The 12,809-nt window shown below is 62.6% G+C and carries 13 protein-coding genes; 4 read left to right on the forward strand and 9 right to left on the reverse strand.

The genetic code is table 11. The annotated features are described in order from the left end of the window. Window positions 1-9 precede the first annotated feature (9 nt). Window positions 10-453: a cadmium resistance transcriptional regulator CadR gene (gene cadR / locus AAZU54_RS20985; RefSeq protein WP_186555907.1), complete on the forward strand. Its 444-nt coding sequence runs from the start codon at window positions 10-12 to the stop codon at window positions 451-453. A gap of 35 nt (window positions 454-488) precedes the next feature. Here cadR and AAZU54_RS20990 read toward each other — a convergent pair whose 3' ends face one another. The 3 genes from AAZU54_RS20990 to AAZU54_RS21000 are packed head-to-tail and all read right to left on the reverse strand — an operon-like array spanning window position 489 to window position 3,116. Continuing rightward, window positions 489-1,460, reverse strand: coding sequence for a thymidylate synthase (locus AAZU54_RS20990; protein WP_186555906.1), 972 nt, complete (start codon window positions 1,458-1,460; stop codon window positions 489-491). A 48-nt stretch (window positions 1,461-1,508) separates the two neighbouring features. After that, window positions 1,509-2,318 carry a prolipoprotein diacylglyceryl transferase gene (lgt, locus tag AAZU54_RS20995; RefSeq protein ID WP_186555905.1) on the reverse strand — a complete coding sequence of 270 codons (810 nt, stop codon included), beginning with the start codon at window positions 2,316-2,318 and terminating at the stop codon, window positions 1,509-1,511. A gap of 15 nt (window positions 2,319-2,333) precedes the next feature. Then, window positions 2,334-3,116 carry a sulfite exporter TauE/SafE family protein gene (locus AAZU54_RS21000; protein WP_186555904.1) on the reverse strand — a complete coding sequence of 261 codons (783 nt, stop codon included), beginning with the start codon at window positions 3,114-3,116 and terminating at the stop codon, window positions 2,334-2,336. Between the two features lie 151 nt (window positions 3,117-3,267). Here AAZU54_RS21000 and AAZU54_RS21005 point away from each other — a divergent pair, with 151 nt between their 5' ends. Further along, on the forward strand, window positions 3,268-4,014 hold the full coding sequence (locus tag AAZU54_RS21005) for an NRDE family protein (RefSeq protein WP_434727633.1): 747 nt from the start codon (window positions 3,268-3,270) through the stop codon (window positions 4,012-4,014). Between the two features lie 157 nt (window positions 4,015-4,171). Here AAZU54_RS21005 and ptsP read toward each other — a convergent pair whose 3' ends face one another. Both ptsP and AAZU54_RS21015 read right to left on the reverse strand, forming a co-directional pair. After that, window positions 4,172-6,451, reverse strand: coding sequence for a phosphoenolpyruvate--protein phosphotransferase (ptsP, locus tag AAZU54_RS21010; protein WP_186555902.1), 2,280 nt, complete (start codon window positions 6,449-6,451; stop codon window positions 4,172-4,174). 22 nt (window positions 6,452-6,473) lie between these two features. Then, on the reverse strand, window positions 6,474-6,953 hold the full coding sequence (locus AAZU54_RS21015; protein ID WP_186555901.1) for an RNA pyrophosphohydrolase: 480 nt from the start codon (window positions 6,951-6,953) through the stop codon (window positions 6,474-6,476). Between the two features lie 141 nt (window positions 6,954-7,094). Between AAZU54_RS21015 and AAZU54_RS21020 the strand changes: the two genes are divergently transcribed. After that, entirely contained in the window at window positions 7,095-7,751 is a 657-nt protein-coding gene (locus AAZU54_RS21020) for an HAD family hydrolase (RefSeq protein ID WP_434727634.1), read from the forward strand. 85 nt (window positions 7,752-7,836) lie between these two features. On the opposite strand, the gene AAZU54_RS21025 is transcribed toward AAZU54_RS21020, so the two are convergent. Continuing rightward, the gene (locus AAZU54_RS21025; RefSeq protein ID WP_186555899.1) at window positions 7,837-8,262 is read right to left on the reverse strand and encodes a DUF2269 family protein; all 426 of its coding nucleotides are present in this window, start codon (window positions 8,260-8,262) and stop codon (window positions 7,837-7,839) included. Window positions 8,263-8,396: 134 nt separating this feature from the next. After that, complete coding sequence (ilvA, locus tag AAZU54_RS21030; RefSeq protein WP_186555898.1) at window positions 8,397-9,911, reverse strand: threonine ammonia-lyase, biosynthetic; 1,515 nt, start codon at window positions 9,909-9,911, stop codon at window positions 8,397-8,399. Between the two features lie 146 nt (window positions 9,912-10,057). Here ilvA and rpiA point away from each other — a divergent pair, with 146 nt between their 5' ends. Beyond that, the gene (rpiA, locus tag AAZU54_RS21035) at window positions 10,058-10,732 is read left to right on the forward strand and encodes a ribose-5-phosphate isomerase RpiA (protein ID WP_186555897.1); all 675 of its coding nucleotides are present in this window, start codon (window positions 10,058-10,060) and stop codon (window positions 10,730-10,732) included. A 131-nt stretch (window positions 10,733-10,863) separates the two neighbouring features. Here rpiA and AAZU54_RS21040 read toward each other — a convergent pair whose 3' ends face one another. After that, entirely contained in the window at window positions 10,864-11,775 is a 912-nt protein-coding gene (locus tag AAZU54_RS21040) for an SdiA-regulated domain-containing protein (RefSeq protein ID WP_186555896.1), read from the reverse strand. Between the two features lie 90 nt (window positions 11,776-11,865). Continuing rightward, on the reverse strand, window positions 11,866-12,792 hold the full coding sequence (locus AAZU54_RS21045; protein ID WP_186555895.1) for an SdiA-regulated domain-containing protein: 927 nt from the start codon (window positions 12,790-12,792) through the stop codon (window positions 11,866-11,868). Window positions 12,793-12,809 lie beyond the last annotated feature (17 nt).

The following is a 12,809-nucleotide window of genomic DNA, read 5'->3' on the forward strand; positions in this document are numbered from 1 at the left end:
AGATTCGTCATGAAGATCGGAGAATTGGCCAAAGCCACCGATTGCGCCGTCGAGACCATCCGCTACTACGAACGCGAGCAGCTACTGCCAGAGCCTGCCCGTAGCGAGGGCAACTACCGGCTGTATACCCAGGCACATGTCGAGCGGCTGACCTTCATTCGCAATTGCCGAACACTGGACATGACCCTCGATGAGATCCGCAGCCTGCTGCGCCTGCGTGACAGTCCGCAAGGCCAATGCGGCAGCGTCAATGCCTTGATCGATGAGCATATCGCGCACGTGCAGGCGCGCATCGATGGCTTGATGGCCCTACAGGCACAATTGGTGGAGTTGCGCCAACGCTGCACGGCACCCGGCGCTGAGTGCGCGATCTTGCAGCAGTTGGAAGTGAATGGGGCGGTATCGGTGCCGGAAACCGAGCATTCACATGTGGGGCGCAGCCACGGGCATTAGCTTCGGAGCCGCAAAGCGGCCCCGAAATTGTTGGATCAAACTGCCATCGGCGCAGTCATCGGCGCATGGTGTTCATACCCTTCCAGGCTGAAATCACTCGGCTCGATCTTCTCCAACCACTCAGGCTCATACTTGCCGGTCTTGGCAAACTCCGGCACGCGACCACTGATCACCAGCTTCGGCGCCGCCAGCGGCTCGCGCTTGAGCTGCTCGTTGAGCATGTCCAGGTGGTTCTCGTACACATGGGCATCGCCGATGAAGTAGGTGAACCAGCGCGGGGTGTAGCCCGTCAGGCGGCCGAACAGCGACAGCAACGCGGCGCCTTCGGTGAGGTTGAACGGCGTGCCCAGGCCCAGGTCGTTGGAGCGGATGTAGAGGGTCAGGGAGATTTCCTTGGTCTCGACATTGGGGTGGAACTGGTACAGCAGATGGCACGGCGGCAGGGCCATTTCATCGAGCTGGGCGCAGTTCCAGCCGTGGAACAGGATGCGCCGGCTGCCTGGATCGTTGGCGATGGTGTCCAGGCACTGGCGCACCTGGTCGATGGCCTTGTAGAGGATGACGAACGCCTGGCCGTCTTCCTCGTCCTGGGCAATCTTGCGAAAGCCTTGCTTCTCAGCCATCTCGATGGCGGCCGGGTTGCTCAGCGGCACGCGCTTGTAACCTGGCCACTGGCGCCACTGCACACCGTAGATCTCGCCCAGGTCGTCATGCCCCTGGCGGAACGGGTTGGCCAGCCACTGGGCGTTCTCGTTGGCGTTCTGGTCCCAGACCTTGCAGCCCAGTTCGCGGAACTCACCGGCGTTCTTCACCCCACGCAGGAAGCCGACCATCTCGCCAATCGCCGACTTGAACGCCAGCTTGCGGGTGGTGATGGCCGGGAAGCCCTTCTGCAGGTCGAAGCGCAGCATGGCGCCGGGCAGGCTGATGGTGCGGATGCCGGTACGGTTACCCTGCAGGGTGCCGTTTTCGATAACGTCGCGGACCAGATCTAGATATTGTTTCATGGCTTACCTGTAACAAGAACGGCAGGGGGATCGCCCCTGCCGTGAAAATCAGACGGTGGCCTTGGCCGTTGGTTTACGGTTGTAGGCCCACCAGATCAAGAAGATGCCCGCAGCGATCATCGGCACGCAGAGCAACTGACCCATGGTCAACCAGCCGAAGGCAATGTAGCCAAGCTGGGCATCGGGTACCCGCACGAATTCGACGATGAAGCGGAAGATGCCGTAGAACAGCGCGAACATGCCGGAAACGGCCATGGTCGGGCGCGGCTTGCGCGAGTACAGCCAAAGGATGACGAATAATGCCACACCTTCCAGGGCGAACTGGTACAGCTGCGACGGGTGACGCGGCAACTGCGCCGGGTCGCTGAACGGCGGGAAGACCATCGCCCAAGGCACGTCGGTGGCCTTGCCCCACAACTCGGCATTGATGAAGTTGCCGATGCGCCCGGCACCCAGGCCAATCGGCACCAGCGGGGCGACGAAGTCCATCAGTTCGAAGAACGACTTGTTGTTGCGCTTGCCGAACCACAGCGCCGCCAGCATCACGCCGATGAAGCCGCCGTGGAACGACATGCCGCCTTTCCACACCTCGAAGATCAGCGTCGGGTTGGCCAGGTAGGCCTGCAGGTCATAGAACAGCACGTAGCCCAGGCGTCCACCGACGATCACCCCCATCGACAACCAGAACACCAGGTCGGAGAGTTTCTCCCGGCTCCAGGTGGCATCGAAGCGGTTCAGCCGGCGCGAGGCCAACAGCCAGGCGCCGCCGATGCCGATCAGGTACATCAGGCCGTACCAGTGAATTTTCAGCGGCCCGAGCGCTACGGCGACGGGGTCGATCTGCGGGTAAGGCAGCATTGCGGTTCCTCTCGATCAAATCAGGAAGCTAAGCCCGACGCAAAACAGCAGCGCGGCGAACAGACGTTTAAGCAGGCGCGGCGACAGCTTGTGCGCCAGCCGCGCGCCGTAGCGGGCGAAGAACATGCTGGTCACGGCGATGCCGAGCAGCGCCGGCAAGTACACATAGCCCAGGCTGTGCGCCGGCAGGTGGCTTTCGTGCCAGCCCAGCAGCATGAAGCTCAAGGCGCTGGCCAGGGCGATCGGCAGGCCACAGGCCGAGGACGTTGCCACCGCCTGCTGCATGGGCAGGCTGCGCCAGGTCAGGAACGGCACGGTCAGCGAGCCACCACCGATGCCGAAGATTGCCGAGGCCCAGCCGATCACCACGCCGGCGCCGGTTAACCCAGGTTTGCCAGGGATGCCGCGACTGGCCTTGGGCTTGAGGTCCAGGGCCATCTGCACGGCGATCACCAGGGCGAACACGCCGATGATCTTCTGCAGCATCGGCCCCTGGATCAGCGAGGCGGTCTTGGCACCGATGCCGGCACCGATGAGGATGCCGAGGGTCATCCAGGCGAAGATCGGCCAGCGCACCGCGCCCTTGCGCTGGTGTTCACGCACGGCATTGATCGAGGTGAAGACGATGGTCGCCAGTGAGGTGCCCACGGCCAGGTGGGTCAGCACCGAGGGATCGAAGCCTTGCAAGGTGAAACTGAACACCAGCACCGGCACGATGATGATCCCGCCGCCCACGCCGAACAGCCCGGCCAGGACGCCGGCGCAAGCGCCCAGCAGCAGATAGAGTACGAACTCCATTCGTCGACCCCTTGAAATTCAATCCGGCATGGTAACGGAAGCCGGGGTCTGGGCTCTAGTGAACTCTATGACAGACACTGGTGAACACTGTGACAGGATGGATCAACCGCCCCCCAGTGGGTAGAGTGAGGCAAAACACAGAGGCCAACCTATGTGTCTGATCGTATTTGCCTGGCGGCCGGGGCACGCCCTGCCGCTGATCGTCGCGGCCAACCGCGACGAGTTCCACGCTCGACCGACCCAGGCGCTGGCGGCTTGGGAAGATGCGCCAGGCGTCTATGCCGGGCGCGACCTGGAAGCGGGCGGGACCTGGCTGGGTGTCGGGCCGGGCGGACGCTTTGCGGCTTTGACCAATATCCGCGACCCACGCCAGCCGCTTGGGCCGCGTTCGCGTGGCGAGCTGGTGGCGGCGTACTTGCGAGGGGAGCTGGCGGTCGAGGCTTACCTAAATCAGGTGGCCAGCCGCAGCGCCCAGTATTCAGGGTTCAATCTGTTGGTGGGCGATGCTGAGCAGCTGGGCTACTTGCACGCACATGAGCCCGCGCCGCGCCTGCTGGAGCCTGGGGTGTACGGGCTGTCCAACGCAGGGCTGGATACGCCATGGCCGAAGCTGGTGAAAACCCGTGAGGGGCTGGCGCGGTTACTGGATGATCCTGATCCACGGCAACTGCTGGGCTTGCTTGCCGATGGCGAACCTGCGGCGGATGCCGAGCTGCCGGACACCGGGGTTGGCTTGGCGACCGAGCGGCTGCTGTCCAGTGCGTTTATCGCCAGCCAGAACTACGGGACGCGGGCGAGTACGGTGCTGATTGTCGACAAGCAGGGCCGGCGGCGGATGGTCGAGCGCAGCTTTGGGCCGTTTGGCGGGCATCTGGGGGAAGTCGAGCTGACAACCTGAGACCCCAGCGAGGTACGGGCTGGTTGGGAGCGGGCTGCGTGGGAGCGGGCTTGCCCCGCCATAGCGATGCCGAATGCACTTGGCGCTAGGGGGGGCCCCCCCCGCTCCCACGAGTCGATCACGAATCGATCACGAGTCGATGTCTTTCCAGGCTGACTCAGAGGGTCTTGTTCGCCCCAGGCCCGATCATCCGCGCTAGCCCCAGGTTCTTCAGCGCCAGCTGCAGCGAGCTGTGGATAACTTGCGGGTTGTCATGGCTCATGGCATCGGCGAGCAATTCCTTGGCCTTGCTCATGTTGATCTGGCGCAGCATCCACTTCACCTTCGGCAGGTTGGTGGCGTTCATCGACAGGCTGTCGAAGCCCATCGCCATCAGCAGGATCGCCGCCGCCGGATCACCGGCCATCTCGCCGCAGATACTCACCGGCTTGCCCTCGGCATGGGCATCGCGGACCACAGTCTGCACCGCCTGCAACACCGCTGGGTGCAGGTAGTCATACAAATCGGCGACCCGCGGGTTGTTGCGGTCGACCGCCAGCAGGTACTGGGTCAGGTCGTTCGAACCGACGGAAAGGAAATCCACCTGCCGCGCCAGCTCCTTGGTCTGGTACACCGCAGCCGGAATCTCGACCATCACCCCCACCGGTGGCATCGGCACGTCGGTGCCCTCATCGCGCACCTCGCCCCAGGCCCTGTGGATCAGGTGCAGCGCCTCTTCCAGCTCATGAATACCGGAAATCATCGGCAGCAGGATGCGCAGGTTGTTCAGGCCTTCGCTGGCCTTGAGCATGGCGCGGGTCTGCACCAGGAAGATTTCCGGGTGGTCCAGCGTCACGCGAATACCGCGCCAACCGAGGAAGGGGTTTTCTTCCTTGATCGGGAAATACGACAGCGACTTGTCACCGCCGATATCCAGGGTCCGCATGGTCACCGGCAGCGGATGGAACGCCGCCAGTTGTTCGCGGTAGATCGCTAGCTGTTCTTTCTCGCTGGGGAAGCGCTGGTTGATCATGAACGGCACTTCGGTGCGGTACAGGCCGACGCCTTCGGCGCCGCGCTGCTGGGCGCGGGCGACATCGGCGAGCAAGCCAGTGTTGACCCACAGCGGCATGCGATGGCCGTCCGGGGTCACGCAAGGCAGCTCGCGCAGCGCGTCCAGGCCCTGGGCCAGCTGGCGCTCCTCCTCGACGACGTCGCTGTACTGCTTGCGCAGCACGTCGCTGGGGTTGGTGAACACCTCGCCCTTGTAGCCGTCGACGATCATCTCGATGCCGTCGACCTTCGAATACGGCAGGTCGACCAGGCCCATGACCGTCGGGATACCCATCGCCCGGGCCAGAATCGCCACGTGCGAGTTACCCGAACCCAGTACGGACACCAGGCCCGCCAGCTTGCCTTCCGGCACTTCGCCGAGCATCGCCGGGGTCAGCTCTTCGCTGACCAGGATGGTGTTTTCAGCGTACACCAGCGACTGCGAGCGGGCCTCTTGCAGGTAGGCCAGCAGTCGCCGGCCGAGGTCTTTGACGTCCGAGGCGCGCTCACGCAGGTAGTCGTCGTCCATCAGTTCGAAGCGATTGACGTGCTCGCCCACCACTTGGCGCAGGGCGCCCTGGGCCCATTGGCCAGTCTTGATGACTTCGACCACTTCGCCACCCAGGGCGGCGTCTTCGAGCATCATCAGGTACACGTCGAACAATGCCCGCTCTTCCGGACGCAGCTGGGTGGCGAGTTTGGCCGACAGCTTGCGCATGTCGGCGCGCACCCCTTCCAGGGCGTTGTTGAACAGTTTCAGCTCGGCGTCGATGTCATCGACGGTTTTATCGGGCACCACTTCCAGGTCGGCCGGCGGCAACATGACCACGGCGCGGCCGACCGCAGCGCCGGGCGAACCCGGCACGCCGACGAAGCGCGCCTCCTGGATGCCCTTGCCTTGGCGGCCCAGGCCACGAATCGAGCCGGTCGCCTCGGCATGGGCGATGACCCCGGCGAGCTGAGCGCTCATGGTGACTAGAAACGCTTCTTCACCTTCATCGAACTGGCGGCGCTCTTTCTGCTGGATGACCAATACCCCGACCACTCGCCGGTGGTGGATGATCGGTGCGCCGAGGAAGGAGGCGAAGCGCTCTTCGCCGGTTTCGGCAAAATACCGGTAACGCGGGTGATCGGCGGCGTTTTCCAGGTTCAGCGGCTCTTCGCGGGTACCGACCAGGCCGACCAGACCCTCGTTGGGCGCCATGCTGACCTTGCCGATCGAGCGCTTGTTCAGACCCTCGGTGGCCATCAGCACGAAGCGGTTGCTTTCCGGGTCGAGCAGGTAGACCGAGCAGACCTGGCTGCCCATGGCCTCCTTGACGCGCAAGACAATGATCCCCAACGCCGTCTTGAGATCTTTGGCGGAGTTCACTTCCTGGACGATCTTGCGCAGCGTATTGAGCATGGCTCGGGGTCGAACTCCGTCGTCAGTCGCGCGTCAGCAGGCGCGGTGCTAGCTCTTTCAGGGCGCGACGGTAGACCTCGCGCTTGAATGTCACCACCTGGCCCAGCGGATACCAATAGCTGACCCAGCGCCAGCCGTCGAATTCCGGTTTACCGGTCAGGTCCATCCGTACCCGCTGCTCATTGGTGACCAGGCGCAGCAGGAACCATTTCTGTTTCTGGCCGATGCACAGCGGCTGGCTGTGGGTCCGCACCAGACGCTGGGGTAAACGATAACGCAACCAGCCACGGGTGCAGGCAAGAATTTCCACATCGTCGCGCTCAAGGCCGACTTCTTCATTCAGCTCGCGGTACAGGGCGTCTTCTGGCGTCTCGTCGGGGTTGATGCCCCCCTGGGGAAACTGCCAGGCATCCTGGTTGATCCGCCGAGCCCATAGCACCTGCCCGGCATCATTGGTCAGAATGATGCCGACATTAGGGCGAAAACCATCCGGGTCGATCACGGCAGCAACCTCGCAAACGCATGTCACCGCATTGTTCCACAAAGCTCACAAGCGCAGCAACGCGCCCGCCACGCTTATGTGCAGCGAGGTGAAAACTCCGTATTCTGCGGGGCCACCCTGTGCCTTAAGCGAGTGACCTTGATGCGCCTGGCTTTATTCGACCTGGACAATACCCTCCTCGGCGGCGACAGCGATCACGCCTGGGGTGACTACCTGTGCGAACGGAGCATTCTTGACCCTGTCGCCTATAAGCAGCGCAACGATGCGTTCTATCAGGATTACCTCAACGGCACCCTGGACCTGCAGGCCTACCTGGCCTTCTCGATGGAAATCTTCGCCGCCACCGAACCGGCCCAGCTCGATCAGTGGCACCGCGAATTCATGCGCGACTGCATCGAGCCGATCATCCTGCCCAAAGCCCTGGCCCTGCTGCGCCAGCACCGCGAGGCGGGCGACAAACTGGTCATCATCACCGCGACCAACCGCTTCGTGACCGCCCCCATTGCCCGGCGCCTGGGTGTGCGCACCCTGCTGGCCACCGAGTGCGAACGCGAGGGCGAGCGCTACACCGGGCGTAGTACCGATATACCGTGCTTTCGTGAAGGCAAAGTGACGCGGCTCAAGCGCTGGATGCTGGAGAATGGCTATGACCTGGAGGACAGCTACTTCTATAGCGACTCGATGAACGATGTGCCGCTACTGGAGCAGGTGACGCATGCAGTGGCGGTAGACCCAGACCCAAAGCTGCGTGCCCATGCCGAGCAGCGTGGCTGGCAGGTTATTTCCCTGCGCGATTGATCCCAGCTATCGCGGGGCAAGCCCACTGCCACGCTGGTTACGCAGGTTGCGTGGGAGCGGGCTTGCCCCCCGATCGGCTACACCCTCAGACTGGCTTGGCGCCCATCAGCCCGGCGATGGACAAGAAACACACACCACTGAACACCGCCAACGCCAGAGTAAAGCGCAGCCCAGTAGGCTCAGCCCGACGCAGCCGGTTCAGCCGCACCAGCAACCACCAGGCACTGAACGCGCCAAAGGTATAGATGACGCTGGAGGCCAACACCCAGGTCTGCCCCAGCGGCCAACCGATCAGGTGCACCAGCCACCAGCCGGTAAACGGCATGCTCAGCAGGCACACGCCCATCAACAGCCAGACGAACAGCAGCGGGCGGCGCAGCAGTTGGCTGTAGACCGTGGCGTCACCGCGCCGACGCGCACGCCAAGTCCAGATCGCCAGGCCCAGGGCGCTGGCGAGCAGCAGCACGGTGGCGATGATGTGGGCGGCCTTGAGGGTAGTCAGGTATTCCATTTTCGAGTCCTTGGTTGGGCTTGCGGGCTTCATCGCGGGGCAAGCCCGCTCCCACGATAGTGCAACCGTTACACAGGCTTGGCGTGGGAGCGGGCTTGCCTTGCGATGAGGCCTTTGAAGCCTAGCTTAGCCCTTTAGCCCAAAAACAACCGGTAAGCCGGGTTCTCGGTCTCATCCCAATATGGATAGCCAATCTTGGCCAATGCCGCTGGTACCAGGTGACGCTCGTCTTCCGGCACTTGCAGCCCCGCCACCACCCGGCCATCGGCAGCGCCATGGTTGCGGTAATGGAACATCGAGATATTCCAGCGCCCACCGAGCTTGTTGAGGAAGTTGAACAATGCCCCCGGCCGCTCGGGGAACTCGAAGCGCAGCACGATCTCATCACTGGCGCCCGCCGAATGCCCACCGACCATGTGGCGAATGTGCAATTTGGCCAGTTCGTTGTCGGTCAGGTCGGTAACCGGGAAGCCTTGCTCGATCAACTGCTGAACCAACATAGCCCGCGGGTCGTTCTCCGGATGGGTCTGCACGCCGACGAAGATATGCGCCTCGTCCGAGGTGTGCTTGCGGTAGTTGAACTCAGTGATCTGGCGTTTGCCGATGGCTTCGCAGAAGGCCTTGAAGCTGCCTGGACGTTCTGGGATGGTCACGGCGATGATCGCTTCGCGCTTTTCGCCCAACTCGGCGCGCTCAGCGACGTGGCGCAGGCGGTCGAAGTTGACGTTGGCGCCCGAGTCGATAGCCACCAGGGTATGGCCGGTCACGCCGGTCATCTCAACGTATTTCTTGATCCCAGCAACGCCCAAGGCGCCAGCAGGTTCGGTGATCGAGCGGGTATCGTCGTAGATATCTTTGATTGCCGCACAGATCTCGTCAGTGCTAACGGTGACCACTTCATCGACGTGGAGCTTGCAGATATCAAAGGTATGCTGGCCGATCTGCGCCACTGCCACGCCATCGGCGAACAGCCCGACTTGCGGCAGGACCACCCGCTCACCAGCGGCCATAGCCGCTTGCAGGCAGTTGGAATCATCTGGCTCGACGCCGATTACCTTGATTTCCGGGCGCAGGTATTTGACGTAGGCAGCGATACCGGCGATCAGCCCACCGCCGCCGACCGGGACGAAGATCGCGTCCAGCCGGCCTGGGTGCTGACGCAGGATTTCCATGGCCACGGTGCCCTGCCCGGCGATGGTGTGCGGGTCATCGTAGGGGTGGATATAGACGAAGCCTTTTTCCTCGACCAGCTTCAACGAATAGGCCAGTGCCTCGGGGAACGAGTCGCCATGCAGCACGACCTTGCCGCCGCGCGAGCGCACTCCTTCGATCTTGATCTCGGGGGTGGTCTTGGGCATCACGATGGTAGCCTTGATGCCCAGCTCGCGGGCCGCCAGGGCAACGCCCTGGGCATGGTTGCCGGCCGAGGCAGTGACCACGCCACGGGCCAGTTCTTCCGGGCTCAGCTGGGCCAGCTTGTTGTATGCCCCGCGGATCTTGAACGAGAACACCGGCTGTAGGTCTTCGCGCTTGAGCAGGATCTGGTTGCCCAGGCGTTTGCTCAGCTGGCCGGCGCTGTGCAGCGGGGTTTCGACGGCGACGTCGTAGACGCGCGAGGTGAGGATCTTCTTGACGTACTGTTCGAGCATCGGGAAAGCATCACTGGGCCGCGGGACAAGGCCTGCGAGTCTACCCCAGCGCTACGTCGGCGGACCACAGCAAAGCCGAGGTTTTGCCGGCGCTTGCCGCTATACTATGCGCCTCTCGAAACTCCCCAGCCCCACTCGGAGCCCGCATGACCCAGGACCAACTCAAACAGGCCGTCGCCCAGGCCGCTGTCGATTTCATTCTGCCCAAGCTGGATGATAAAAGCGTTGTCGGCGTCGGCACCGGTTCGACCGCCAACTTCTTCATCGACGCCCTGGCTCAGCACAAGACGGCGTTTGACGGCGCGGTCGCCAGCTCCGAAGCCACTGCCCAGCGCCTGAAGGGCCATGGCATTCCGGTGTACGAGCTGAACACGGTCAGCGAACTGGAGTTCTACGTCGATGGCGCCGACGAGAGCGACGCGCACCTGAACCTGATCAAGGGCGGTGGCGCGGCCCTGACCCGCGAGAAGATCGTTGCGGCCGTGGCCAAGACCTTCATCTGCATCGCTGACGGCAGCAAGCTGGTGCCGGTGCTCGGCGCCTTCCCGCTGCCAGTCGAAGTGATCCCGATGGCGCGCAGCCATGTCGCCCGTCAGTTGGTCAAACTCGGTGGGGATCCGGTGTACCGCGAGGGTGTGGTAACCGACAACGGTAACGTGATCCTCGATGTGTATAACCTGCAGATCACCAACCCGGTGGAGCTGGAAAGCCAGATCAATGCGATCGTGGGTGTGGTGACCAATGGCCTGTTCGCGGCGCGTCCGGCGGATTTGCTGTTGCTGGGGACTGCTGAAGGTGTGAAGAGCCTCAAGGCCGAGTAATGCATCGCGGGGCAAGCCCGCTCCCACGTACTGCGCTGCGCCCAGGAAGTTGAACACCAATCCATTTTCTTGGGGCAGCTCACTTACGAAGTGGGAGCGGGCTTGCCCCGCGATAGAGCCCTCAAGGGCAATCATTCAGCCGGCTGTTTGAACACATAGAACAGGTTCGGCTCGCTTACCAGGTAGATCGTCCCCGCATCATCCATGGCGATCCCTTCTGCCTGCGGCACGGTCTTCTTCAAGCCTTGATAACCCTTGCTCAACGACAAGGTGCTCAATGGCTTGCCCTTCACATCCAACTCGACCACCAAGCGCGATTCATCGGACAGCGCCAGCAAGTGCCCGCTACGCTCATCGAACTGCAAACTCGACAGATCACGCACGAACAAGCGTGAATCGCGCTTGCGATCCTGCACCACGTGCACCGCATAGGGCTGCTCTGGGTTTTCATGGGGGAAGCCGTGAACCTCGTAGATCACCATCGGGTCACGTTCCTTGGCGACGAACAGGCGCTTGCCCGCCGAGTCGTAGGCCAGCCCCTCAAAACCCTTGTTGCCATTGAGGCCGATGCCCAAGGTCAGCTGCTCGGCATCGTTGGCGTCGAGAAACAGCGTGTCGTCATCCAGGCGAACCCGGATCAGCCGCTGCTGACGCTCGTCGGTAATCACGAAACTGTTCGAGCCGACATACTCCACCGCCTCCGGATCACCGAAGCCGGTCAGGGGGACGCGGCGCAGAATGCGCCCATCCAGCGACAGCTCGATCAGCTCGGAACGTTTGTTGGTAACGCTGAACAGGGTCTTGCGCTCAGGATCGTAGGTGAGCGCCGAGATGTCGTCGTCCAAGCCCTCAATTGGCTGGGCCTCTAGGACCACCTGGTAACGCCCAAGTCCAATGCCTTGCTCGGCAGGCTGCCACCAGGTCTTGAGATTGAACCAGCCGCGCTCGAACAGGCGAAACTCATGCGCCGCCAGGCCAATCACCAGCAGCGAGGACAAGCCCAGAAACAGCAGTAACAACGGCAAGCGAAAATAACGGCGCATGAAGGCAGACTCGGCGAAAGGGAGGCGAATCTAACCACGATCAGCTGAAGTAAAGCTTAATGCCATCACTGTCGCCTGAGCAGACGGCCGTCAGTGCTTCTTGAATCGATAGAACAGGTCGGGCTCGCTGACGATATACAGGGTGCCCTGGTCATCCATGGCCACACCTTCGGCACGCGGCACCCGATTGTTGAGGCCATTGAAACCGCCAAGCAGGGTCATGAAGCTGACTTGCTCGCCGTTCTCGTCCAGCTCCAGCAACATGTTCGAATCCGCCGACAAGGCCAACAGGTGGCCGGTGCGCGGATCAACGCCCAGCGCCGACAGGTTGCGCAAATCAAGCTGATCGTTGGGCAGCGGCTGCTTGTCGCCGGTCAGCGGGCTGCGGCCATCGGTGTTCCAGGTGAACAGCTTCGGGGGCCGCTCCTCGCCGATCACCAGGCGCTGGCGTACGGGGTCCCAAGCGATCGCCTCGAAACCTTTGTTGTCGTCGGCGGACTTACCCAAGTCATAGCGCTTGAAATCGTCGCGTTTGAGCGAAGTGGTGCTGGCGTCGACCTTGACCAGGGTGAGGTCATGACTGCGCTCATCGACGATTGCGATCTGGCCATCTTCCAGCACCGCCACGCCTTCGGGGTTGTCCCAGCCCAGTAGCGGCATCTTGCGCAGGACGTCGCCATCCAGGCTCAACTCGACCAGGAACGGGTTATTGCCCATGACGGCGAACAGGGTGCGGGTATGCGGGTTGAACGCCAGGTCCGAAGCTTCGTCATCGGCCATGCCAGGCAACACTTTGGCATCGATATCGGCAATGTAGTCGGGCAGCCAGACACTTTCACTGCGCTCGGCAGTGCTTTCGAAGCGCTCTTTGATCCACAGTTGGCCGCGATCGTCCCAGTGCATGGCAACTGACAAGCCATAGCCGATGACCGCCACCACGCCCAGCACGAAAGGCCAACGCAGGAACAGGCGACGCTTGCGCGGTGGAGGAAGTGAAGCGCTGGAGGGCGTTGCCATAGAGGTAGTGATCCTGG

The organism is Pseudomonas sp. Je.1.5.c (assembly GCF_051129895.1).
GTDB classification, from domain to species: domain Bacteria; phylum Pseudomonadota; class Gammaproteobacteria; order Pseudomonadales; family Pseudomonadaceae; genus Aquipseudomonas; species Aquipseudomonas urmiensis.

Bases quoted from the DNA above. Each gene is read 5' to 3' on its own strand.
- cadR (WP_186555907.1), top strand. From the start codon at position 10: ATGAAGATCGGAGAATTGGCCAAAGCCACCGATTGCGCCGTCGAGACC.
- AAZU54_RS20990 (WP_186555906.1), bottom strand. From the start codon at position 1,460: ATGAAACAATATCTAGATCTGGTCCGCGACGTTATCGAAAACGGCACC.
- lgt (WP_186555905.1), bottom strand. From the start codon at position 2,318: ATGCTGCCTTACCCGCAGATCGACCCCGTCGCCGTAGCGCTCGGGCCG.
- AAZU54_RS21000 (WP_186555904.1), bottom strand. From the start codon at position 3,116: ATGGAGTTCGTACTCTATCTGCTGCTGGGCGCTTGCGCCGGCGTCCTG.
- AAZU54_RS21005 (WP_434727633.1), top strand. From the start codon at position 3,268: ATGTGTCTGATCGTATTTGCCTGGCGGCCGGGGCACGCCCTGCCGCTG.
- ptsP (WP_186555902.1), bottom strand. From the start codon at position 6,451: ATGCTCAATACGCTGCGCAAGATCGTCCAGGAAGTGAACTCCGCCAAA.
- AAZU54_RS21020 (WP_434727634.1), top strand. From the start codon at position 7,095: ATGCGCCTGGCTTTATTCGACCTGGACAATACCCTCCTCGGCGGCGAC.
- AAZU54_RS21025 (WP_186555899.1), bottom strand. From the start codon at position 8,262: ATGGAATACCTGACTACCCTCAAGGCCGCCCACATCATCGCCACCGTG.
- ilvA (WP_186555898.1), bottom strand. From the start codon at position 9,911: ATGCTCGAACAGTACGTCAAGAAGATCCTCACCTCGCGCGTCTACGAC.
- rpiA (WP_186555897.1), top strand. From the start codon at position 10,058: ATGACCCAGGACCAACTCAAACAGGCCGTCGCCCAGGCCGCTGTCGAT.
- AAZU54_RS21040 (WP_186555896.1), bottom strand. From the start codon at position 11,775: ATGCGCCGTTATTTTCGCTTGCCGTTGTTACTGCTGTTTCTGGGCTTG.
- AAZU54_RS21045 (WP_186555895.1), bottom strand. From the start codon at position 12,792: ATGGCAACGCCCTCCAGCGCTTCACTTCCTCCACCGCGCAAGCGTCGC.